This window comes from Thalassotalea euphylliae (assembly GCF_042682785.1).
Lineage (GTDB): Bacteria > Pseudomonadota > Gammaproteobacteria > Enterobacterales > Alteromonadaceae > Thalassotalea_F > Thalassotalea_F euphylliae.
In genome coordinates this window covers 1,156,444-1,177,490 of record NZ_JBHUIB010000001.1, presented here as the reverse complement: position 1 = coordinate 1,177,490, position 21,047 = coordinate 1,156,444, and the positions used below count along the sequence as shown (strand labels likewise).

The 21,047-nt window shown below is 43.1% G+C and carries 20 protein-coding genes and 2 riboswitches; of the genes, 10 read left to right on the top strand and 10 right to left on the bottom strand.

Annotated features, from left to right (window positions below; translation table 11 throughout):
* Positions 1-26: 26 nt before the first annotated feature.
* Positions 27-1,133 (bottom strand): glutamate 5-kinase, encoded by a 1,107-nt coding sequence (gene proB / locus ACFSJY_RS05355; RefSeq protein ID WP_386031877.1) that lies wholly within the window; start codon positions 1,131-1,133, stop codon positions 27-29.
* 441 nt (positions 1,134-1,574) lie between these two features.
* Between proB and ACFSJY_RS05350 the strand changes: the two genes are divergently transcribed.
* Together ACFSJY_RS05350 and ACFSJY_RS05345 are read left to right on the top strand one after the other, a co-directional pair.
* Positions 1,575-2,474, top strand: a complete 900-nt coding sequence (locus ACFSJY_RS05350; protein WP_386031875.1) for an acyltransferase — start codon at positions 1,575-1,577, stop codon at positions 2,472-2,474.
* A complete protein-coding gene (locus ACFSJY_RS05345) occupies positions 2,475-3,722 on the top strand; it encodes a mechanosensitive ion channel family protein (RefSeq protein ID WP_386031873.1) in 1,248 nt (415 codons plus the stop codon).
* 32 nt (positions 3,723-3,754) lie between these two features.
* Here the strand turns inward: ACFSJY_RS05345 and tesB are convergent, their stop codons facing one another.
* Positions 3,755-4,618, bottom strand: coding sequence for an acyl-CoA thioesterase II (gene tesB / locus ACFSJY_RS05340; RefSeq protein ID WP_386031871.1), 864 nt, complete (start codon positions 4,616-4,618; stop codon positions 3,755-3,757).
* Between the two features lie 232 nt (positions 4,619-4,850).
* Here tesB and ACFSJY_RS05335 point away from each other — a divergent pair, with 232 nt between their 5' ends.
* Entirely contained in the window at positions 4,851-5,108 is a 258-nt protein-coding gene (locus ACFSJY_RS05335) for a hypothetical protein (RefSeq protein ID WP_386031869.1), read from the top strand.
* Between the two features lie 79 nt (positions 5,109-5,187).
* On the opposite strand, the gene ACFSJY_RS05330 is transcribed toward ACFSJY_RS05335, so the two are convergent.
* The 4 genes from ACFSJY_RS05330 to ACFSJY_RS05315 all read right to left on the bottom strand — a co-directional run bounded on the left by ACFSJY_RS05330 (position 5,188) and on the right by ACFSJY_RS05315 (position 9,959).
* The gene (locus tag ACFSJY_RS05330; protein WP_386031867.1) at positions 5,188-5,727 is read right to left on the bottom strand and encodes a hypothetical protein; all 540 of its coding nucleotides are present in this window, start codon (positions 5,725-5,727) and stop codon (positions 5,188-5,190) included.
* 30 nt (positions 5,728-5,757) lie between these two features.
* Positions 5,758-7,584, bottom strand: a complete 1,827-nt coding sequence (locus ACFSJY_RS05325; RefSeq protein ID WP_386031865.1) for a tetratricopeptide repeat protein — start codon at positions 7,582-7,584, stop codon at positions 5,758-5,760.
* A 133-nt stretch (positions 7,585-7,717) separates the two neighbouring features.
* Positions 7,718-7,800: riboswitch (cyclic di-GMP riboswitch) on the top strand.
* A gap of 201 nt (positions 7,801-8,001) precedes the next feature.
* Positions 8,002-9,774: a DUF885 domain-containing protein gene (locus tag ACFSJY_RS05320; RefSeq protein ID WP_386031863.1), complete on the bottom strand. Its 1,773-nt coding sequence runs from the start codon at positions 9,772-9,774 to the stop codon at positions 8,002-8,004.
* Positions 9,775-9,845: 71 nt separating this feature from the next.
* Complete coding sequence (locus tag ACFSJY_RS05315; RefSeq protein WP_386031861.1) at positions 9,846-9,959, bottom strand: DUF1820 family protein; 114 nt, start codon at positions 9,957-9,959, stop codon at positions 9,846-9,848.
* Between the two features lie 286 nt (positions 9,960-10,245).
* On the opposite strand from ACFSJY_RS05315, the gene ACFSJY_RS05310 reads away from it, so the two are divergent.
* Positions 10,246-11,253: a GGDEF domain-containing protein gene (locus ACFSJY_RS05310; RefSeq protein WP_386031859.1), complete on the top strand. Its 1,008-nt coding sequence runs from the start codon at positions 10,246-10,248 to the stop codon at positions 11,251-11,253.
* On the opposite strand, the gene ACFSJY_RS05305 is transcribed toward ACFSJY_RS05310, so the two are convergent.
* A complete protein-coding gene (locus ACFSJY_RS05305; RefSeq protein WP_386031857.1) occupies positions 11,254-11,718 on the bottom strand; it encodes a 2-thiouracil desulfurase family protein in 465 nt (154 codons plus the stop codon). It abuts the gene before it with no gap.
* Between the two features lie 10 nt (positions 11,719-11,728).
* Entirely contained in the window at positions 11,729-12,037 is a 309-nt protein-coding gene (locus ACFSJY_RS05300) for a DUF3630 family protein (protein WP_386031855.1), read from the bottom strand.
* 345 nt (positions 12,038-12,382) lie between these two features.
* Between ACFSJY_RS05300 and ACFSJY_RS05295 the strand changes: the two genes are divergently transcribed.
* The gene (locus ACFSJY_RS05295; RefSeq protein ID WP_386031854.1) at positions 12,383-12,685 is read left to right on the top strand and encodes a c-type cytochrome; all 303 of its coding nucleotides are present in this window, start codon (positions 12,383-12,385) and stop codon (positions 12,683-12,685) included.
* 88 nt (positions 12,686-12,773) lie between these two features.
* Here the strand turns inward: ACFSJY_RS05295 and ACFSJY_RS05290 are convergent, their stop codons facing one another.
* A complete protein-coding gene (locus ACFSJY_RS05290) occupies positions 12,774-14,426 on the bottom strand; it encodes a M1 family metallopeptidase (RefSeq protein WP_386031852.1) in 1,653 nt (550 codons plus the stop codon).
* 113 nt (positions 14,427-14,539) lie between these two features.
* A riboswitch (TPP riboswitch) is annotated at positions 14,540-14,640 on the top strand.
* A gap of 95 nt (positions 14,641-14,735) precedes the next feature.
* Between ACFSJY_RS05290 and thiC the strand changes: the two genes are divergently transcribed.
* Genes thiC through thiE form a run of 5 tightly spaced genes read left to right on the top strand, consistent with a single transcriptional unit; the run spans position 14,736 to position 20,384 of the window.
* Complete coding sequence (thiC, locus tag ACFSJY_RS05285; RefSeq protein ID WP_386031850.1) at positions 14,736-16,685, top strand: phosphomethylpyrimidine synthase ThiC; 1,950 nt, start codon at positions 14,736-14,738, stop codon at positions 16,683-16,685.
* A gap of 12 nt (positions 16,686-16,697) precedes the next feature.
* A complete protein-coding gene (locus ACFSJY_RS05280) occupies positions 16,698-17,867 on the top strand; it encodes an FAD-dependent oxidoreductase (RefSeq protein WP_386031848.1) in 1,170 nt (389 codons plus the stop codon).
* Positions 17,868-17,870: 3 nt separating this feature from the next.
* Positions 17,871-18,089 (top strand): sulfur carrier protein ThiS, encoded by a 219-nt coding sequence (gene thiS / locus ACFSJY_RS05275; RefSeq protein ID WP_386031846.1) that lies wholly within the window; start codon positions 17,871-17,873, stop codon positions 18,087-18,089.
* A gap of 4 nt (positions 18,090-18,093) precedes the next feature.
* Positions 18,094-18,888 carry a thiazole synthase gene (locus tag ACFSJY_RS05270; protein ID WP_386031844.1) on the top strand — a complete coding sequence of 265 codons (795 nt, stop codon included), beginning with the start codon at positions 18,094-18,096 and terminating at the stop codon, positions 18,886-18,888.
* Entirely contained in the window at positions 18,885-20,384 is a 1,500-nt protein-coding gene (thiE, locus tag ACFSJY_RS05265) for a thiamine phosphate synthase (RefSeq protein WP_386031842.1), read from the top strand. Before ACFSJY_RS05270 ends, thiE begins: the two co-directional genes overlap by 4 nt.
* Positions 20,385-20,433: 49 nt before the next feature.
* On the opposite strand, the gene ACFSJY_RS05260 is transcribed toward thiE, so the two are convergent.
* Positions 20,434-20,985 carry a lipid-binding SYLF domain-containing protein gene (locus ACFSJY_RS05260; RefSeq protein ID WP_386031840.1) on the bottom strand — a complete coding sequence of 184 codons (552 nt, stop codon included), beginning with the start codon at positions 20,983-20,985 and terminating at the stop codon, positions 20,434-20,436.
* Positions 20,986-21,047: the final 62 nt, after the last annotated feature.

Here is a 21,047-nt window from a genome sequence, read left to right as displayed (position 1 = left end):
TGTTCATTTGCCCTAATTCGTCAATCTCAACTGGCACTGAGTACGACCATATCGTCTCTGTGCACGATAACTTTGCTGGGGCAATAACCAAGAATGTTATCTATTTGCTTACTGTTCTTACCTTTGATTTTGGCAAGATCGTGATGATTGTACTGGCAAATGCCTTTGGCAATGGTGTTGCCGTTACTTGCTGAAATGAGATCAACAGAATCACCGGCAGAAAATTCTCCCGCGACTTGGCTAATACCTGAAGGCAGCAATGAGGCGCCACCATTAACGACAGCTTTGCTCGCACCGTCATCCAGATGAATTTGCCCTGCACTTTTAAGGGTGTGTTTTAGCCAGTTTTTCTTGGCTTTCACTGGTGCTTGGCGCGCTTCGAACAGGGTGCCTGGGTTACTTCCTTGCAATAGCTGATCAAATACGGTCGCGTCTGAGCCATCAACGATATAGGTTGCTATGCCGTTTTCAGTTGCTTTATCAGCGGCCTGAATTTTGGTTTGCATACCACCTGTAGCGATAACGTTGCTCGTGCCGCTTGCCATGGCATAAATCTCAGGAGTAATGTCGCTGATCACACTTATTTTGTTGGCTTCAGGATTTGCACGCGGATCTTGATCGTACACGCCGTCTACATCACTCAATATCATCAGTGCATCGGCTTCACTCACTAATGCGACAAGTGCAGCCAAGTTATCATTGTCGCCCACTTTTAGTTCTTCAGTGGCTACCGTATCGTTTTCATTGACGATAGGAATCACACCGTTTTCTAATAAAATACGAATGGTATTTTTGATGTTGATGTAGCGACTGCGGTCTTTTAGATCACCGTGAGTAATCAGCAACTGGCTACAAGGCACGTCGAAAAAGCGTTGCCAATTGGCCATCATTTTCATTTGTCCCACTGCAGCCATCGCCTGTTTTGTGGGGATTGAGGGGTTGGGAGAGCCGTGTTGTATTAATGAGCGACCAGCAGCAACACTGCCAGACGACACTAAAATCACTTCTTTGCCAGCCTGTTGGCAAGCGGTAACGAAGCGGGCGATAGAAAGTAAGTATTTGCCGCTACAACCATTTTTATCTGGCGCGACCAAAGCACTACCTACTTTGATAACAACACGTTGAAAGTTCATTTCTCCTCCTTATTCACTCTCCTTTAGCATGCCGTTATTACTGGGCAAATAGCAATCAACTTTTGCAAGTTTGTTTAAACGAAATCGATCTTTTTAATAGGTTTAGCGAATATTTGCATGAATATCCTTGTTTTCGACGATTTGATGATCTTATTACGACATACGAAAAGATTAGTAAGGAAAAATGTGTCGATTATTGCACCAATTTTAAAATCAATGGTTTACGCCTTTGTTTATCTATATCGTTCGTTTTGTTGAATGCTAAAAGTTGAGTAAATCAGTCAACTTTTCACGCTTGTTCGTGATTTTTGCGCTAATTTGGTGCGAACGTGTTGTTTTTAATGGTTAACCAGATTGAAAGTTAATCAACTAGCCACTTCCAATTGACGCGGAAATGCTTACAATTTGTTAACTGTCGTTTCACTTTTGATTTTGTTGACTATGTTGAGTTTTTTGCCAGGCCCTATCCTTGGTTTCTTATCTATGCTTTGTTACACCATTAACACCTTGTTCTGGGTGATTCCTGTGGTGTTAAGTTCATTTTTGAAAGCGCTTATTCCGTTGAATGGTTGGCAGAAAGTAACGAGTTACTTGTTAGATCAAATGGCAAGCAATTGGGTGGCTTGTAATACCTTCATTCAAAACCTTTTCACGAAAGTGGATTACAAGGTTACTGGCCTCGACAAGTTAGCAAAGAAAGATTGGTATTTAGTGGTGAGTAACCACCAGAGCTGGGTCGATATTCTGGTACTACAGCGATTGCTGCATGGAAAAATTCCGTTCTTGAAGTTCTTTTTAAAGAAAGAGCTTATTTATGTACCGGTACTGGGTATTGCATGGTGGGCGCTAGATTTTCCATTTATGAAGCGTTATAGCCAAGCATTTCTGAAAAAGAACCCGCACTTAATTGGTAAAGATATTGAAACCACTCGCAAAGCTTGTGAAAAGTTTAAACATAAGCCGGTTAGCGTGATGAACTTTATTGAAGGCACTCGATATACGCAGCAAAAGCATGACAAGCAAAAAGCCCCTTTTAAGCGTTTACTGCGTCCCAAAGCTGGCGGCATTGCTTTCGTCTTAGACGCGATGGGAGAGCATCTCCAGAAAATAGTGAATGTCACGATATACTACCCAGAGGGTATTCCTACGTTCGCAGACTTTATCTCTGGTCGAGTAAAAGAAATTGACGTGAATATCGAGTTGCTGGATATTGATGAACGTATTAGTGGTGATTACTTTAATGACAAAGCGTTTAAACAGTCTTTCCAAGGTTGGATAAATGAACTGTGGCAGAGTAAAGATGCGACATTAGAGCAGATGGTGACAGAAAGGAAGAAATAGATGCATCGATGGATAACCTTGCAACTTCAGCAGCTAGGCGTACCTGATAGCCAATTGCTTTTAATGGCCAACGTGTCTGGCTTTTTGCTATTGCTGGTATTTGCATGGTTGGCTCAATATGTTGTGAAGCATCGCTTAGTGTCGATGCTTCAAAAGCTTGTTGAGAAGTCAAAAAACAAATGGGATGACTTGCTGGTGAGTCACCGAGTTTTCGAGAAGTTGGCGATGCTGGTGCCATTGTTTATTCTTTTCGTGCTTGCTCCCGCCTTTCTCGACGAAGAGTCCTCTTTAATTCCCGCGTTAGCAATTATTGTAAAAGTGGCATTAGTGTTCCAAGTGGCGAGATGTATTGCTGCAATATTGGACGTGATTCGCCATATTTATCAAGCGAAAGCGAAAACCCGATATATGCCGCTTAGTGCAGCGGTTCAAGTAATCAAATTAGCCATTTATCTCGTTGCGACTATATTGGCAGTGTCGGTTATTATTGATCGTTCACCGATATACCTACTGAGCGGTTTAGGTGCCCTTACTGCGGTCTTGTTATTGGTTTTCCAAGATACGATAAAAGGTTTAGTGGCTAGTATCCAAATTGCGGCAAACAAAATGGTCGCGCCAGGGGACTGGATAGAGTTACCAAAGTATGGCGCAGATGGCGATGTATTAGAGATTGGCCTAAACACAGTTAAAGTACAAAACTTCGATCGTACCGTTACAACAGTGCCGACTTATGCGTTGATTAGTGGCTCATTTAAAAACTGGCGCGATATGTTTAATTCAGGCGGACGCCGAATTAAGCGAGCGATTCCTGTTGATGTGCAGAGCATTCGTTTTTATCAGCCTGACGAAATAGAACGTTTAAAGCAGTTCAAGCTACTTGAACCTTATCTAAAGCAAAAACAACAAGAGTTATGCGATCATAGAAACCATGCAGGCATAGATGAACATGACAGGTTTAATCAGCGTCAACTGACTAACATCGGCACCTATCGCGCTTACATCGAAGCGTATTTAAAGCAACATGAGAAAGTGCACAAAGAGATGACGTGCATGGTAAGGCAACTTGCACCGCAGCCAGACGGGTTGCCGCTCGAGTTATACTTTTTCAGTAATGATCAGAACTGGGTAAATTATGAAGGTATTCAGGCTGATATTTTTGACCACCTGTATGCTGTAGCGCCTGAGTTTGACTTGCGGATTTTCCAGCACCCTACAGGTCATGACTGGCAACGAGCGATAACTAAGTAGTTATCGCTGTTCAACTCTCTGCTGTTTTTCCATTAGCCTTTATACAGACGAATCACGCCTTCCTGCATGGTTGATGCAACAAGTTCACCTTCACGGTTGAAAATTTGGCCGCGCACTAGACCACGCCCACTGGTTGCTGACGGACTATCGATGGCATATAGCAACCAGTCGTCAAAGCGGAATGGGCGATGGAACCACATCGCGTGATCTATAGTGGCGATCTGAAGATTGGGATTCCAGTGGGTTTGACCATGAGGAAACAGTGCCGTAGGCAGGAATTGGAAATCAGATGTATACGCTAGCATGTAGGTATGGACGCGAAGATCATCCGGCAGTGCACCATTCGTTTTAATCCACATATGCGTTTTAGCAGGCATTTTTTCGGGATTCACCCAGTTATATTGTTCAACCGGTTTAATCTCGATAGGCTTTTCTGCCAGGAATTTTCCACGCACGGCGTCGGGCAATACATGCTGATTCTCGAAAATAAAATCTTGGTAAGAGGCAACCTCTTCTGGTGGTGGCACTTGCGGCATGACGTCTTGGTGTGCCAAACCAGGCTCCGGCGCTTGGAAAGATGCGGTCATAAAGAAGATAGTTTGGCCATTTTGAATCGCTTGCACTCTTCGGGCGCTGAAGCTTTTGCCGTTGCGAAGTTCTTCCACTTCATAAACTACAGGTTTTGATGCATCACCGGCACGCAAAAAATAGGAGTGTAATGAATGCACTTGACGCTCTGGTGCGACTGTTTCTTGCGCGGCTGATAGGGCTTGTCCCAGTACTTGGCCGCCAAACAGCGCTTTAAAGCCTAGATCTTGGCTTTGACCGCGATAAATACCTTGCTCGATCGTCTCTAACGATAGCAATGATGACAAATCATCGAGTACTTGACTCATAACTCACCTATTTCCAGTTATTTAGATGAAATTATAGCGTTTCTACTAGCCTGAAAATAGCGCGTTGACGATAGAATGTATGTTTTATTGAACATTTTTGCCAGTTTGTTCGTTCTTCTATATATGAATTATTTATTGCGCATCACGTTTAATTGTTGAATTTATGTTCAATATTGGCTAGGGTGATGATGATGACATGTAATGTCAGCGTTAATTATAGTTAGAGGCAGCTATGCAAGCGGTATCAAAACGCGAAGTTTTACTTGAACGAAGAAGTGAAACAGAGCACGACAATTCGCTGTTATGGGACAAGCTTACTTTGGCGCAAAAATTTGCAGCCAGTAGCTTAATCCAGTTTGGTTATGATTTAGCATTTATTCGAGGTAGCAGTCTAGGCAACCTTGCAATACTTTTGTGCGACGGCAAAACAGCAACGATTTCAGGCGACGGTGAAATTAACACTGCGCCGCAGATAAAAATAAGAGTTTAGTTTTAATTTTTATCACCAAGAAAAAAGCGCTCATTACAGCGCTTTTTTTGTTTCTGTCGTTTATCTAAGTGCTATGGGATTACCAACTGCCTGTTTTTTGCTGCTTATTTTGTCCAGTTGTGGCGTCAATTTCTTTCTGAAAATTGGCAAGTAAAGCCTCGATCAAAGACATTAACCCGTTAACGTTGTTGCTCGACCAATGGCGCTTTACATGTTTCTCTTGACCTGAAATGAACTTTAAAAATCGCTGGTAACTGCCCGCTGCAACACCTTCAATAGATTTTTGACATACCGGCTGTAGCTTTTCTTTACCCACCATACAAGCATTAAATATATTGGCGTAATTACTGATAAGTGGTGATATCAAGGTCATATCGCTGGCAACTTGCGGCGCTAACTCTTCAGCTTGCTCTTTCAGTTGATTTAAACGAAATTTGAAAAACTCTTCTTGCTTAGCTGCGACAAAAGCAATGGCTTCAGAGAGTTGTTTGTTTTCTTTGCGTGTTTGTGCCGTATCACGCTTTAATTTAACAAGCTCGTATTGCAATCGTTCCGAACGAAAATAGAAGTATATGCTGACAACAACGAAAATGGCGGCAAATATAGCTACAAATAACATAAGGTATGTATCGTCCTTCTTAAATCAACACTAACGCTCACTTAATCGCGATAGGAATATATAGGGGTCTATATCTTGCGCGACTGGTGCATCAATAGAGTACTGCAGATTGACAGAAAACTCGCCTAAATTTGCAAAAAATCTCACTTTTATTGCTTCGATCATTTTTTCAAATTTTTCTTTAGCTTCCTGAGTTTGATGGTGTGGATACAACACTATGTATTCACCGTCATTAATTTGCCCTGTCTGATCAAATTCCCCCAAATGTTCATTGATCATGGTGGCAATGGTTTTATTCACTTCATTGATAACACGCTTGTTAAAACTGAAGGTTAAATCTTGCCAGTTAGTGATTGCCAAATAGCCTATCACCAAGGGGTATTCGTACTTGCGCGCCTTTTTAAACGCACGATGATAAATATACTTGGTTTGTGCGGGAGACGGCAAAATATAAGAGGGTCGTTCAAGTTGCTCATACACATAGTTCTGCTTGCGAGAGCGGTAGGAAAGCCACTGTAAGAAATTAACGACAAGCAATAGCAAACCAAATAGCACCAGCATTGACGTCAATTGCTTCTGTTCTTCGAGCTTATCCGAGAATTCAGTGTGCACTTCGTAGCTCTCTGCGAGCTCTAACGCTAACGCTTTGTTGCTCGCTGTAGGGGCCTCTACAAACACACTGTCTGTTTCATTGTTTTGAAATAGAGGGAAAAATTGCTGCTGATTTTTCACGTATCTATTTAAATATTTATAGGCTTTTTGTGTATCGCCTAATCGTTGATAGCGGCGAGCGAGTAAGACAAAAAGTTCAATTTGCTCGCTACTGACATCAGCAACCTCAGCCAATTCTTCCGCAGCGATTAACAATGTGTCCGCATAATCCAGTCTATTGGTGGCAGCACTTGCTTTTGACAACGCAATAAGTGTGCTCATGTATGGCTTGTTGAGGTTTTGCCCCTTAAAAGAATTTTCCGCCTCTATAAGTGCTAAATAAGCGTTTTGATAATCCTTTTGGTCGAGCAGAACTTGACCGAGACCAAGCTCAGCATAGGCTCGCTTGAGGGGCCAGTCATTTGCTTCTGCTATTTTCTTGGCTTCCCAAAAGGCGTTGTAGGCATCGTCGAGCCTATCCACTTTGTGATAGGCGCTAGCTAGGTTGTAATAGGTATTGTCTAAACCATTCATTTTATTCAACGCAAAACGAAGCTTTAGCACTCGTTCGTGAATACGCAATGCGGTAGAGAAATCCCCTAGGTAATGGTAAGAGCTGGCGATTATTTCAAGTAATTCAATGTGTTCCGCATACTCTTTGTTGTCATCGACCATAGCTTTGAGTGCAAGCAAGTCGTCCGTGGCTTTTTTATCATTACCGACAATTGCATTTGCCATGGCGCGATAACCTAATGCCAGTAGCTGGTATTTAACTAAATTATGCTCCTTTGCCAACGCATGCACTTGCTCTACAAAATAGAAAACGTTGTGGTATTTACTCTTGACGAAATAACCGGAGACAAGTTTGGTTTCCAAGTTTAACTGTAATTCTGCAGGCAATGGTTTGTAAGTGAGTCCATCTACAGCGAATTGAAACGCACGCGACGCATCACCTCGATTATTGGCAACCTCAGCCAGTAACACATATGCACGAGCAATGACTTCTTTGGTGTATTGTGAGCGGTTTCTGACAATATCGGTGGCTAACTGCAGAATTTTGTCGTGTGGTAACGACTCCTGACCAGCGTCATAAAAGCTGTTGACTTGATCTGTATTACTGAGAATGGTTTCTCTTGAATGTTGCGCTAATGCTGAGCTACAACAAAATAACCATCCGAATACAATAATAATTCTGGTCCACGACATGTGAGAAATGCAATTCCTTGGAAGCGCGTTTATGAGCGACATAGTGTGCCATTCTAGCCCTTCACTGTGTAGGTCTTCAAATAAAGGTTTACAAATAATATCGCTTGTCTATAATTCGTCTTGAGTTACTAAAACTCGTTAAAGGCAAATCTGGTGAAAACTAGAGACGCAAAGTTACCGGTCTAAGGGGAAACCTAAGATGGCGGGACTGCCGAATTTAGATATAGTGGGGGCTTGTCTATATGAGGATTCAACCTCTTTTGTGACCCACCGTTGGCTTTGCGTGCCCTTCCTTTTTCGTCTAAATGAATTCCCAAATTTCTAATTATTCTTTTCTATGCGTTGGTTCGCATTTTTGCTTAGCAAATACTTTCTAAGATGACAGCAGAAGCTGCCACCTTAGAATATTTTCTTAAGCTACTTATTTGATTTTAATTGCTCATTAGCAATATATGCTCTGATCGTTTTCTCTAACATCGACAGAGGCATGGAGCCATTTTCTAAGATTTTATCGTGAAATTCGCGGATATCGAATTCTTCACCTAAGGCTTGTTCGGCTTCATAGCGAAGACGTTTGATGGTAAGTTCCCCAATTTTGTAAGATAACGCCTGACCAGGCCAAGAGATATAGCGATCAATTTCGGTGGTAACGTTATGCATTGATAGCGCGGTGTTGCTTGCTAAAAAGTCTAACGCTTGATCGCGAGTCCACCCTTTGGCATGCATACCCGTATCAACCACTAGGCGAGCTGCTCGCCACATTTCATAAGTTAAGCGGCCAAAATCACTATATGGATCCTGGTAAAAACCTGCCTCAATGCCAAGGTACTCTGAATATAACCCCCAGCCTTCGCCAAAGGCCGAAATATACGTACGATTTCTAAATTCAGGTACATTCTCCATTTCTCTAGCGATAGAGCCTTGTAAATGATGGCCAGGCACAGCTTCATGCAAAGTTAATGCTTCTAGCACATACAACGGGCGGCGATCGAGTCGATATGTATTTACCCAATAGTTACCAGGTTGGTCATCGCGTGAGGGGCCAGAATATCGACCTGTCGTATATTTAGGGGCAATGCTCGCAGGTACCTCAATAACCCCATATGGCGTCCGCGGTAGGGTTTTGAATAGCCCAGGTAGCTTTGCATCCATCTTTTTTGCAATAAATGAGGCTTCTTTGAGCAGCTCTTGTGGTGTTTTGGCGTAAAACTGAGGATCGGTACGTAAAAACTCAACGAAATCGGCAAAACTGCCTTCAAAGTTTAGCTCGTCAATAATAGCCTGCATTTCAGCACGAATGCGCTTTACTTCTGCCAAACCAATTTCATGTACTTCGTCAGCAGTCATGTCCAATGTGGTAAAGTGTTTTACGCGATTGTCGTAAAATGCGTCTCCATTAGGCAGACTGGTTGCCGCAATATTTTGTCGTGCATTGGGCATGTATTCGTTTACCATGAAATCATAAAATTGCTGGTAACTCGGAAACACTTTCTCTTCAATAACTTTCAGTGCTTGTGCACGTAACTGAGCCTGTTTCTCTTCTGAAATATGCTTAGGCATCGTTTTGAACGGTTGGTAATAGCCGCTATCGGTAGGTGAGTCTTTGATAAATGCTTTAATCGACTCTTCAAACCCTGTTAGCACAACTTTAGGCTGTGAGTATCCCTGTTCTAGACCAAGTCGCATCCACGCTGTTTGCTGCGAAAAATAGATAGGAAACTGAGAAAGTCGACTAATGTAGTCTAGGTAGTCTTGTTCAGTTTTGAAGGCCACCATGCGGTTAATAAAACTGATATAAGCATGAAAGCCTGATTCCGCGGTTAACGGCATCAGATGTTCTTTGTAGGTATAACTATCAAGCTGGTTCTTTATGCGGTAATGCAACACGGAATGATTAATTTTATTCGCTTCGGTTAAGTCATCGACGTTAACCTGGTTTAATGACTCAAAAATAACCGTGAGCTTTTGATGATTTAGGGCTAAAGCTTGTGAGCTCACATTGGGCAGATTCGCATTGTTGCCACCCGGCTCGGGTTTGTTGAAAGGGCTGGATTGCTCTTCGTAAGTTTGATAAGTGGAAATAACTTTTGCTAGTGCCGTGTCAGCAGTATTTGCCTTGTTGTTGCTATTGCTATCTGTTTGGCTACATGCCGTTAATAACAAAACCAAAAACAGTGAAATATATTTCATAAGCGGGCCTGTTGTTTATTATTCGCCTTTGGGCGTGTATATAGGGTGAGGAAACTGCGTTATTTTTTCGCTTAATGTTTTAATTTTTCATGGCTTGGGTCCAGTACCAAGCTAGTGTGGGTATTCCAGACAAAACCAGCAATTTCAATAAAACCAAACAGGTGTCCTTGTGTGAGCTCTTTCACATACAATTCGTATTGTTCTGAGGCATAGATAAATTGGATGCGTTATAAGCTTTCAGAAGTCACTGTCATGGTTGCGCAATTTCAACGGTCAAGCGGTTATTCTACTCTCAGGAATCCAAGTTTCAACGGCGACGTTGCGCATTTTTGTTACAGCTTTTGCATCGAAAATAGCCATGACAGCAAACTTATTGGTTCAACCACTATAAAAATTGTATTCAATGCTAGAAGTTTTCAAGATTTTTAGACAGAATGGGAGGGTAGGTAGAAGTATAATAAGTGTGTATCCTTGAAGCACCACGATTCCATATCACAAGCAGAGCAAAAACTTGCTACTACGCTAAAACAATTAGCGCAGTGGAAGTTGCCTGCGACTCCGATCAATTATGCGCTTGCTTACGAGTATATCAGTGAAAAAAACACGCCACTGATAACCAAAATTGACCAACATATCTTTAATCAACAATACCTTGATAATTTTACTATTGAAGAGCTTTATCATGAGTTTGTGTTGGGACAGAGTGACTTTCGTTACAGTATTTTTGATGATGTTGCCGATATTACCAGTCAGGTCAAAGAATCTTGCTTAACCTCCACAGTGCAGAGTAAGCAATTTGTTGAGCAAGTAGACACAGCGATTACTGATATAGAACAAGGTGATGCACGAAAGCAGGAAGAGTCTATTCAGCGACTTAAAGCCGCATCACAGCAGTTCATGGCGAAGCAGAGGCAATTAACTGAACAGCTTCTTCAAAGCCAACAACAAGCGAAAGTGCTGCAAACAGAGTTGGCCGAAGCACGCAAAGAAATTTATCTTGACCCTATTACTCGCTTGTATAACAAAAAAGCTTTGCATAAACATTTTGAAGCATGGACTACGAATGACCCCAATAAGCAGCTTGCGGCGGTAGTGGTTAATGTTGATCACTTCAAAGAGTTTAATGAAAAATTTGGTTCACTGATTGGTGATGTGATTTTGTCGAAAATAGCCAATAAAGTCAGCAACTATGTGGGTGAAAGTGGCTTACCTGTGCGTCTTGGCAACGAAGAATTTCTGATTTTGATGCCCGATGTTGAAGCGTCTGTAGCGTCTGAAATTGCAGAAAAAATTCGACAAGGTGTGGAGAAGCTCAGGTTTATCAGTAGTAAGTCTGGTATTCGATTACCTAAAATGACCATTTCTCTCGGTGTGTCTGAATACCAGCGCCGTGACAGTTTATCTTCTTTCGTAAAACGTACTAAACAAGCATTACTAAGCGCGCAAGTCAGCGGTAGAAACCAAGTCGCGGTTGTTTAATCAGACGTCAGCTAGTGCTGCTGCTAATTGCTCAATTGTTTCTTCTGAGTACACACGAATTCCGTTTTCTGAGAGCAGTGATGCTGTAACACCTTGCCCATTGATTTTGGTATTGCTAAAACTCCCGTCGTAAACTTTCTGACTGCCACACGATGGACTGTATTCTTTTAACAATGCAAACCTAATGTTGTGGCGACGACACAAATGGAGCGCATGTTGAGCACCAGACGCAAAAGGTTGAGTAACGTCGCTACCAGACACGGTAATTACTCTGTCATGTACCTGTTCTGCTGGCTCTCGCGGTACCGACATACCACCAGCAACTTCAGGACAAACGGTAATCACGCGTTTTTCTTCAAGCCACCTTTCCAGTAGCTGGTGATGTAATGGCTTTGCTAAGCCGTTGTATCGTACTTTAGCTCCCAAAAAGCACGCACTGACAAGTATTTTTTCTCCTTTATCCATCGGCCTACTCCTACCGTATATGCTGTTGAAGCGTTGTCAGGATATGGTAAAAATCATTATTGAGCTCACTGCTTTCAATGTCTATCCAGCAGGATTGGCTGTATATTTCAAAATTGAGGACGAAGGTACTGCTGTTCAAAATAAATCGAGCGTTGAAACGGTCTGCTCCAGAAATATTTTCTATGGTGCGAGCATCAAGGTGTCTTTGAATCAAACTTTCAGCAATCGACTCAACGTCGTCTTCGTCAAACGATTGTGCTAATCGAATATCAATACAATGCTCTCGTTGCTTTACGTGAGTCATGGCTAATTGTTGCATTTCTTCTCCATTATCAGTTTGACGAGTGTTTTAGCGAATGGCTTTATTGATCAAGGTCACTTTTTCTCATACTTATCTTTGTTAGCATAGCGCGGCTTGCTATCCCAGTGTATTGTCCGTATTCGACGCTAGGGGGGCAAACGAACAGTTTATGGCAGGCTAACATTAAGAGTAAACGCTAATAGATTATGTATCGTATGTAATCTTGAGTTTTGAACAAGTATCTTGAGCAAGTACCGACGGAAGCCGCTATAATACTAAAAAAATCAAGGACAACTTAGGTCTTTTTCCATATAATCGGTAAAGGCTCAAAAAAATTCTAATCATCAAAGAGAGATGGACATTATGAAAAAAATGACTCTTGCTATTGCAACAGCTGCTCTGATGTCTGCCCCAGCATTTGCTGGTGACGTAGAGGCAGGTAAAGCGAAATCAGCAATGTGTGCGGCATGTCACGGCGCAGAAGGTGTTTCAGCAATTCCAATGTACCCTAACCTAGCTGGTCAAAAACAAGCGTATCTTGCTAAGCAATTAAAAGATTTCCGTTCTGGTGCTCGCAAAGACCCTGTAATGGCACCAATGGCAATGGGTTTATCTGACGCTGATATCGACAACCTATCGGCATTTTACGCAAGCTTAAAACCATAAGCTAACAGCGTTTAAAAATTTGAGAAAGCGCCTATATGGCGCTTTTTTTGATGATAATTTTGCTGTTTGCGCTCTAATGTCAAAGACGTTATTGCATGACAACCAGTGATGAGGCGATATAAAAATTATTGTCCCAAGTTAACACCTCTGGTGCCTTGTCTAATTCAACAGTCTGCCACTGCGTGTTTACATCAAACCATTGCTCTTTTCTATCGACATACCCTTTTATTGGCATACTAAAATCGGCGACGACATTGCTCCATCTAAGGGAGAGCGAATTGTTCTGGATTTTGTATTCGAGAATAGGCACACGGTGGTCGCGTAAGTATTGTTCAAAGACAGAGGCTAGTGGCTTTCCAGATTGGGCAATGAGGTAATTTTCGATTTCTTTTGTCGTCACTGTTTTGTGATAAAACGCCTTATTTAGCCCGCGTAGCATAAAACGCCACTTTTCATCGTCGTTAACAATTTGTCTAATCGTATGTAGCAGAGCTGCGCCTTTGGCATACATATCAAAAGAGCCCAAGGTATGCTGGTGATAAGGGCCGATAATGGGTTTGTCGTTCACTATCCGGCTTCTCAGTCCTTGTTGATATTCGTTTCCAGCTTCGATACCAAAATGATACTCAACGAATAGACCCTCAGCATACGATGTAAAGCCTTCTTGAACCCACAAGTCAGCGATATCTTTGGCAGTGATACTATTGGCGAACCACTCATGAGCAATTTCATGAACTATGATGTAATCAAATTTTAGCCCCCAACCTGTTTGGCTTAAGTCCTTTCCTTTGTAGCCATTTTGAAAGCCGTTTCCATAAGTGACTGAGCTTTGGTGCTCCATACCTAAATAAGGGGCTTCAACCAGCTTAAAACCGTCTTTATAAAATGGATAAGGGCCAAACCAATGTTCCATAGCCTCCAAGGTTCTTGGTGCGTCTTTAAATTGCTCTTTCGCGATTTCTTCGTTCTCACGCAACACGAAGTATTCAGTATCAAGTTTGCCCTGTTCGCCAATAAAGGAGTCTTGCCAAGATACATAGTCTGCGATATTGATATTAACGCCGTAATTATTGATCGGGCTTTTTACTTGCCAATGGAAAGTCTGAGCGCTGCCATCTATGCTCTCTTCAATATTTATGAGTCGGCCGTTGGATACATTGATTAAGGGCCTTGGCACTGTGATATACATATCAATGCCCCTATCCGGCTCATCATAGCCGTGATCTTTGTTTGGCCACCAGATGCTTGCCCCAATCCCTTGATTTGAGGATGCAATAAAGGGCATTCCTGCACTGTCTTCTGACCAAGTGATGCCACCATCCCAAGGCGCATTTTTTGCAATTTGTGGTTTACCTGAGAAAGTGACGGTAAGTGCGTATTCTTTACCTATTTGTTGCTGTTCCTCTAGCGACACAAAAAAGCTGTAACCTTGTTGATTAAACCTAAGTGCTTTACCTGCCTGTGTAATAGCGTCTACTTGCATTGGTGGTTGAAGTTCAAATTGAAGCGTTTTGGCGCCGGTGAGCACTTTATATGTAATGACATTTGTACCGTGAAAATACTGTTTAGCGATATCGATATCCACCGTCAGCGCATAGTGTTGTAGGTCCCACCAACTGCGTTCTGGAGTGATAGCGCCTCGAAAGTAGCGTTGTTGTTCTTCATCAATATCAACATTGCTTTGTGCTAAGCACATGCTCGTTATCACGAGGTAAAAAGTCGCTGCTAAGTATCTCAACATGATGAAATCCTATCGCTTATAACGTTATGTTTGGTCTCATATGTACTATTGAGCTTGCACTCATTTCCTTATTTTGTAAAATCTACTGCCAGTAGCTGAGTGAAAACTTGGCTTTGAACTTGTCGGAGTGCCATAAGGCTGAGATCGCTAATAAGCGGGATCCGTAGAACCTGATCAGCGTAATTGCTGCGAAGGGAACAAGCGCAACACTGCCATATCTCTAAAACCGTGAGGTTTGGTGTGTGTTGTTCTCGTGATACACCTTACCAAACTCCGCCTAATGTAATTTTAATCAAATAGGTGAGAGCTATGAGTTCACTAACGCGCCGCGAGCGTCGTCAACAGGCGGAAGCCTTTATCAACAATGTATCGGGTCAGAGCTATCCGAATTCTGAAAAAATTTATGTACCGGGTGAGCTACACGACATCCACGTAGCGATGCGTGAAATCACCGTTGGCGATACCTTTGTTGGTGGTACAGAAGAAAATCCAATTTTTGAACCAAACGAGCCGGTGCGCGTGTACGATACGTCGGGTGTTTACACTGATCCAAATGTGAATATTGATGTTCACGTGGGCTTACCCAAGCTGCGCAGCGAGTGGATTGCCAACCGAGAAGATACCGAAGTCTTAGAAGGTGCGACATCCGGTTATAGCCAGCAGCGTTTGGCTGATGAAGGCCTTGACCATATTCGCTTTGAAAACTTACCTAAGGTGCGCCGTGCCAAACCTGGCAAGAATGTCACGCAAATGCACTATGCGCGACAAGGTATTATTACGCCGGAAATGGAATACATCGCGATTCGTGAAAACACCAAGCGTGCTGAAATGAAAGATGAGATCTTGAAGCAGCAGCATAAAGGCCAGAGCTTTGGGGCAAATATTCCAGAAGAGATAACCGCTGAATTTGTGCGTAAAGAAGTCGCGGAAGGTCGCGCTATTATTCCTTCAAACATTAACCACCCTGAATCAGAACCAATGATTATTGGCCGTAACTTCCTGATCAAGGTGAACTCAAATATTGGTAATTCAGCGGTCACTTCCTCGATTGAAGAGGAGGTAGAAAAGCTGGTTTGGTCTACCAAGTGGGGTGCCGATACCGTCATGGATTTATCGACGGGTCGGTATATTCACGAAACGCGCGAGTGGATTGTACGTAACTCGCCTGTACCCATCGGTACCGTGCCAATTTACCAAGCGCTGGAAAAAGTAAACGGTGTGGCTGAAGATCTAACATGGGAAGTGTTCAGAGACACGTTAATTGAACAAGCTGAACAAGGGGTAGATTACTTTACTATCCATGCTGGCGTGCTATTGCGCTATGTGCCAATGACCGCTAAACGTGTTACTGGTATTGTGTCTCGCGGCGGCTCTATCATGGCCAAGTGGTGTTTATCGCATCACAAAGAAAACTTCTTATACACCCACTTTGAAGATATTTGTGAAATTTGTAAGCAATATGATGTGGCATTCTCATTGGGTGACGGCTTGCGTCCAGGCTCTATCGCAGATGCCAACGATGAAGCACAGTTCTCTGAGCTTCATACTCTAGGTGAATTAACAAAAATTGCCTGGGAGCACGATGTACAAGTAATGATTGAAGGCCCTGGTCACGTGCCATTGCACATGATTAAAGAAAACATGGAAGAGCAGCTTGAGCATTGCCATGAAGCGCCATTCTACACATTAGGCCCGTTAACAACTGATATTGCACCTGGCTACGACCATATAACATCGGGTATCGGTGCAGCGAACATTGGTTGGTACGGGTGTGCCATGCTGTGTTACGTGACACCGAAAGAGCATTTAGGTCTACCAAATAAAGAAGATGTAAAAGAAGGCTTAATCACGTATAAAATAGCTGCCCACGCAGGTGATCTGGCCAAAGGTCACCCAAGTGCCCAAATTCGTGACAATGCCCTTTCAAAAGCGCGCTTTGAGTTTAGATGGCATGACCAATTCAATTTGGGATTAGATCCCGAGCGTGCTCGTGAATATCATGATGAAACCTTACCGCAAGAATCTGGAAAAATTGCACATTTCTGTTCAATGTGTGGTCCTAAATTCTGTTCAATGAAAATTACACAAGATGTCCGCGACTATGCCGCTAAGCTTGAGCAAGAAGGCGCTCAGCCTATCGAAATCAAGCTTGTAGATGAAACTGTAGCGGTTGATCAAGCTGCGCTTGAAAAAGGTATGGCAGAAAAGTCGGCAGAATTTAAAGCGACTGGCTCTGAAATTTATCATCAAGCGAAGTAGCGGCGCATTATTATGGCTGCTATCGCGATAGTGGGAGCTGGTTTGCTAGGTCGTTTGACGGCTTGGCAGTTAGCACATAACCATTCTGTCACCTTGTTTGATAAAGACAGCAAACAAGGTGTAAACAGTGCTGCTTATACGGCTGCGGGTTTGTTAACGCCTTACGGTGAGTCACTGAGCTGTGAGCCTGACATCGTTGAAATGGGTATTGTTGCATTGACGCAATGGCCTACGCTCCTTTGCGAACTGCCCAGTGCAGTCGACTTTCAGGTGAAAGGGTCTTTATGTGTGAGCCATGCGCAAGATCAAGGTGATTATTTACGCTTTGTTCGTCATATTGAACAGTGCTATCCGCAAGCTGCACTTAAAAAGTTGGCGAGTGAAGAACTTAGTCAGGTTTCGGCGGCAATAGCCCAGCGATTCGGTACTGGTGCGTTTATTCCTGGTGAGGGTTGCATCGATAACCATCAGTTACTGGAAGCGCTTACGCATGCACTTGAGCTAGCTGAGGTGAAATGGCACCAACATACCCTCGTTAAAGCGATATCGCCGTATACGGTTAAATATGAAAATCATGCAGGGGAAGACAAGCTTAAACGCTTTGATCTGGTGATTGATTGTCGGGGTATCGGTGCCAGTGTTGGCGAATCTGAGTCGCAAGATGAAAGTGCACTGACTGAGCTTCGCCCAGTGCGCGGCGAGGTGTTGCGTGTTCGCGCTCCAGAAGTGGATTTCAAGCTCCCCGTTCGGCTAATGCATCCTAGATACAAACTCTATATTTCTCCGAAAGCCAACCACGAATATGTCATTGGCGCGACAGAGATTGAAAGTGGAGATACTAGCGGCGTTACCATCCGGTCATCTCTAGAGTTGCTGTCGGCACTCTACAGTTTGCATCCTGGATTTGCTGAAGCGGAGATTCTCGAGCAACTGAGTCATCGTCGCCCAGCATTTGCAGACAATAAGCCTAAAGTAATAAACCAATCTGGGTTGCTTCAACTCAATGGTTTATATCGACACGGCTATTTGTTGGCGCCAGTGATGTTAAGTGTTGGCGTATATTTGGCCAAGCAGCAATTGAACCCTACCGAAGCAATAGAAGCTCCGCCGTTTTTATCTAATTTAGTAACACACATATTGGGTGAGGAAATCGCAGGGTGCAATGCACAGGTTATAGGATAAGTAATGAATACATATTTTGTTAATGGCAGTGAATTTGTCGTAGAGGATGACCACCCAATTACCTTGGGTAGGCTTTTGCAGTGTTATTTTGACAAAAATAAAAAGCCTACCATGTTTGCCGTTGCGGTGAATAAAGGGTTTGTTGCACAGCCAAGTTATGATTCAACCTACGTTGAGCCAGGCGCAGTAGTGGATTTGTTTTCACCTATTCAGGGGGGGTAGTAGCATGAGTCTATCCATTTATGGCCAATCGTTAACTAGCCGATTACTTATTGGCACTGCGCTCTATCCAAGCCCAGAAATAATGAAACAGGCAATCATCGCCAGTGAGTCGCAAGTAATGACGCTCTCGTTGAAACGCCAAGCACCTGGACAACAAGGTGGGCAAGTTATATGGGACTATTTGCAATCGCTCGCTACTGGGCGTGGCATAAAACTGCTCCCCAATACTGCTGGTTGTAAGACCGCAGATGAAGCAATTACGCTGGCGCAGATGTCTCGTGAGATTTTTCAGACGAATTGGATAAAGCTAGAAGTTATCGGTGATGACTACAATTTGCAGCCAGATCCTTTCGAGCTGTTAAAAGCGACAAAGGCGTTGTTGGCCGATGGTTTTCAAGTACTGCCTTACTGCACAGATGACCTAGTGCTATGTCAGCGGCTCTATGATGCTGGCTGTGAGGTCATTATGCCATGGGCTTCTCCAATAGGCACAGGCAAGGGGCTTTTAACCCCCTATAACTTAGAAGCAATTCGCACCCGCCTTCCTAATGCTACCTTGATAGTGGATGCGGGTATTGGTAAACCTTCTGATGCGGTGCAAGCACTGGAAATAGGTTATGACGGGGTATTGCTCAATAGTGCCGTAGCGTTGGCGTCAAATCCGGTGCAAATGGCTCATGCATTTGCGTATGCCATGAAAGCGGGAGAGCTGGCAATGAGCGCAGGTATTATGCCTGAGCGCCAAACAGCGCATCCAAGTACACCGACACTCGATACACCATTTTGGCACCAATCATGATGTTAGTAAAAAACCAAGAAAGTAAGCAGACATCTAAACCTATTATTTGGACAATATCTGGTAGTGATTGCTCAGGTGGCGCTGGCGTTGCTGCAGATATCAAGACTATTCACGGTTTAGGTGGTGAGGTATGTACCCTGATCACTGCCAATACGAGTCAAAATAGCCATCAACTAGTGGCTGTAAACCCTGTTGATATAAATATTCTGTCTGAACAAGCTGAAACCTTGCTTGCAGATAAACCACCTACTGCAATCAAAATTGGTTTATTGGCAAATGATGACCAAGTAGTCTGGTTGACACACTTATTGTCTGAATTAAAAAAATTACGCCCTGAATTAATGGTGGTTTATGATCCTGTAGCAAGCGCCAGTGTTGGTGGTAAATTTAGCGAACTTTCTTTCGACAAATTGAACAGACTATTTCCGCTGATCAACGTGATTACACCCAATACATCAGAGCTAAAAGCGCTCTCTAATGTTGAAGATGAAGTACATGCAGTAGCACAACTACTGGATCAAAGTATTGAGTATGTAGTTGTCAAAGGTGGTCATAGTGTTAGTGACATATGCTGTGATAGTGTCTTTTTTCACAGAGAAAATAATGAGCTTGATTGGTATCAAGTGCAAAGTCAGCGAGTCAACACCAGCTATAGCCATGGTGGAGGTTGCGCATTCGCCTCTGCGATGACGACATTTTTATCGCTTGGCTATCTGATGCGTGATGCATTAACGCTTACAAAAGCATTTATCAATCAGGGGCTTAGTCAGCATCGAGATGAAGTTGAGTATTATGGAGCCTTTGCAGCAGATGGCTTTCCGACAAATGCAGAGTACTTTCCTGCGGTTTGCAGTCCGTTTGATAATCAACAATTATGCTTTCCTTCGTTAGATTTAAATGGGCAGAAGTTAGGGCTGTATCCGGTCATTGATTCTCTTGAATGGTTGCAGAAGCTTGTGCCTTTAGGGCTCAATATTATTCAGTTGCGCTTAAAAAACTTGTCGATGGAAGAGGTTGAACTTCAAATTGTCGAAGCAATTCAGATGACAAAAGGCACAAATACTCGACTATTCATTAATGATTACTGGCAGCTCGCAATCAAACATGGTGCATATGGTGTTCATTTAGGACAGGAAGACTTAGTCGACGCTGATCTCGACGCTATCGCAAATGCAGGTATTCGACTAGGTATTAGCACTCACGGTTGTTATGAGTTCATTTTGGCTAAACAACTTCAGCCTAGCTATCTGGCCATCGGTGCAATATTCCCAACAGTTACAAAAGATATGACAGGGCAAATTCAGGGGGTCGACAACTTGCGTCATATGTTGGCGCTAAAAGACGATGTTCCTGTCGTTGCTATTGGAGGAATTAACGAGGAACGTGCGAAAGTTGTTGCTGAAACGGGTGTGGATAGTATCGCTGTAGTAACGGCAATCACGCATGCAAAAAACTACAAAACAGCGGTTAATCGCTTGAATGAAATAACTTTATAGAGCATAAAACTGCTCTATAAAGTGTATGGGATGTTATGTAGAAGACCTATTAGTTGAGGTCGTCATCTTTCCAGTATTTCGTGCCTTGTAATGTCGCTTGCAGTGCTAAGCCATTTTCTGTCATTTGGAAAATCTCAACACCCTCAACAGCGGTTCCTGCAGCACTACCTTCTCCACCTTTTTCTCCGGTTTTTGCGGCGGCATCAGCTTGTCCTGAAAAATCCCAACCATCTTCGATGAATTTTTTCATAGCATCTTTGTCATGGAACACGAAGACAACATTAAAGTCTTTGACGCCCAATCCAACCCCAACACCCGCTGAAAACATCGACATGTATGTCTTTTGACCGCTAGCATTGTCTACCACCATGCCACTGCCATTTCCTGTGGAGAGTAGTAACAAGTTGACGCCAATATTTGAAAATGTCGCATAGCCTGCTGCATTTTTGATTTTGTCTTTGGCACTAGGCTCTTCCTTGTACAAACGTGTCAAAATCTTTTGCTCCATCTCGTGTATTTCCTGACGGTCTTCTTTGACGTCTGCCATTGCAGGTGTGCTTAGCAGTAGAGCTGATAGTAAAAGTGTGACGTAGTATTTCATCGTATGTACCCTTTGCTGACTGAACTGATTTGATGGAGCTCAGTATAGGGTTGTGACGTAGT

Bases quoted from the DNA above. Each gene is read 5' to 3' on its own strand.
- thiS (WP_386031846.1), top strand. From the start codon at position 17,871: ATGAATACATATTTTGTTAATGGCAGTGAATTTGTCGTAGAGGATGAC.
- ACFSJY_RS05335 (WP_386031869.1), top strand. From the start codon at position 4,851: ATGCAAGCGGTATCAAAACGCGAAGTTTTACTTGAACGAAGAAGTGAA.
- ACFSJY_RS05260 (WP_386031840.1), bottom strand. From the start codon at position 20,985: ATGAAATACTACGTCACACTTTTACTATCAGCTCTACTGCTAAGCACA.
- proB (WP_386031877.1), bottom strand. From the start codon at position 1,133: ATGAACTTTCAACGTGTTGTTATCAAAGTAGGTAGTGCTTTGGTCGCG.
- ACFSJY_RS05290 (WP_386031852.1), bottom strand. From the start codon at position 14,426: ATGTTGAGATACTTAGCAGCGACTTTTTACCTCGTGATAACGAGCATG.
- ACFSJY_RS05295 (WP_386031854.1), top strand. From the start codon at position 12,383: ATGAAAAAAATGACTCTTGCTATTGCAACAGCTGCTCTGATGTCTGCC.
- thiE (WP_386031842.1), top strand. From the start codon at position 18,885: ATGATGTTAGTAAAAAACCAAGAAAGTAAGCAGACATCTAAACCTATT.
- ACFSJY_RS05300 (WP_386031855.1), bottom strand. From the start codon at position 12,037: ATGCAACAATTAGCCATGACTCACGTAAAGCAACGAGAGCATTGTATT.
- ACFSJY_RS05350 (WP_386031875.1), top strand. From the start codon at position 1,575: ATGTTGAGTTTTTTGCCAGGCCCTATCCTTGGTTTCTTATCTATGCTT.
- ACFSJY_RS05280 (WP_386031848.1), top strand. From the start codon at position 16,698: ATGGCTGCTATCGCGATAGTGGGAGCTGGTTTGCTAGGTCGTTTGACG.
- thiC (WP_386031850.1), top strand. From the start codon at position 14,736: ATGAGTTCACTAACGCGCCGCGAGCGTCGTCAACAGGCGGAAGCCTTT.
- ACFSJY_RS05320 (WP_386031863.1), bottom strand. From the start codon at position 9,774: ATGAAATATATTTCACTGTTTTTGGTTTTGTTATTAACGGCATGTAGC.
- tesB (WP_386031871.1), bottom strand. From the start codon at position 4,618: ATGAGTCAAGTACTCGATGATTTGTCATCATTGCTATCGTTAGAGACG.
- ACFSJY_RS05305 (WP_386031857.1), bottom strand. From the start codon at position 11,718: ATGGATAAAGGAGAAAAAATACTTGTCAGTGCGTGCTTTTTGGGAGCT.
- ACFSJY_RS05345 (WP_386031873.1), top strand. From the start codon at position 2,475: ATGCATCGATGGATAACCTTGCAACTTCAGCAGCTAGGCGTACCTGAT.
- ACFSJY_RS05325 (WP_386031865.1), bottom strand. From the start codon at position 7,584: ATGTCGTGGACCAGAATTATTATTGTATTCGGATGGTTATTTTGTTGT.
- ACFSJY_RS05330 (WP_386031867.1), bottom strand. From the start codon at position 5,727: ATGTTATTTGTAGCTATATTTGCCGCCATTTTCGTTGTTGTCAGCATA.
- ACFSJY_RS05270 (WP_386031844.1), top strand. From the start codon at position 18,094: ATGAGTCTATCCATTTATGGCCAATCGTTAACTAGCCGATTACTTATT.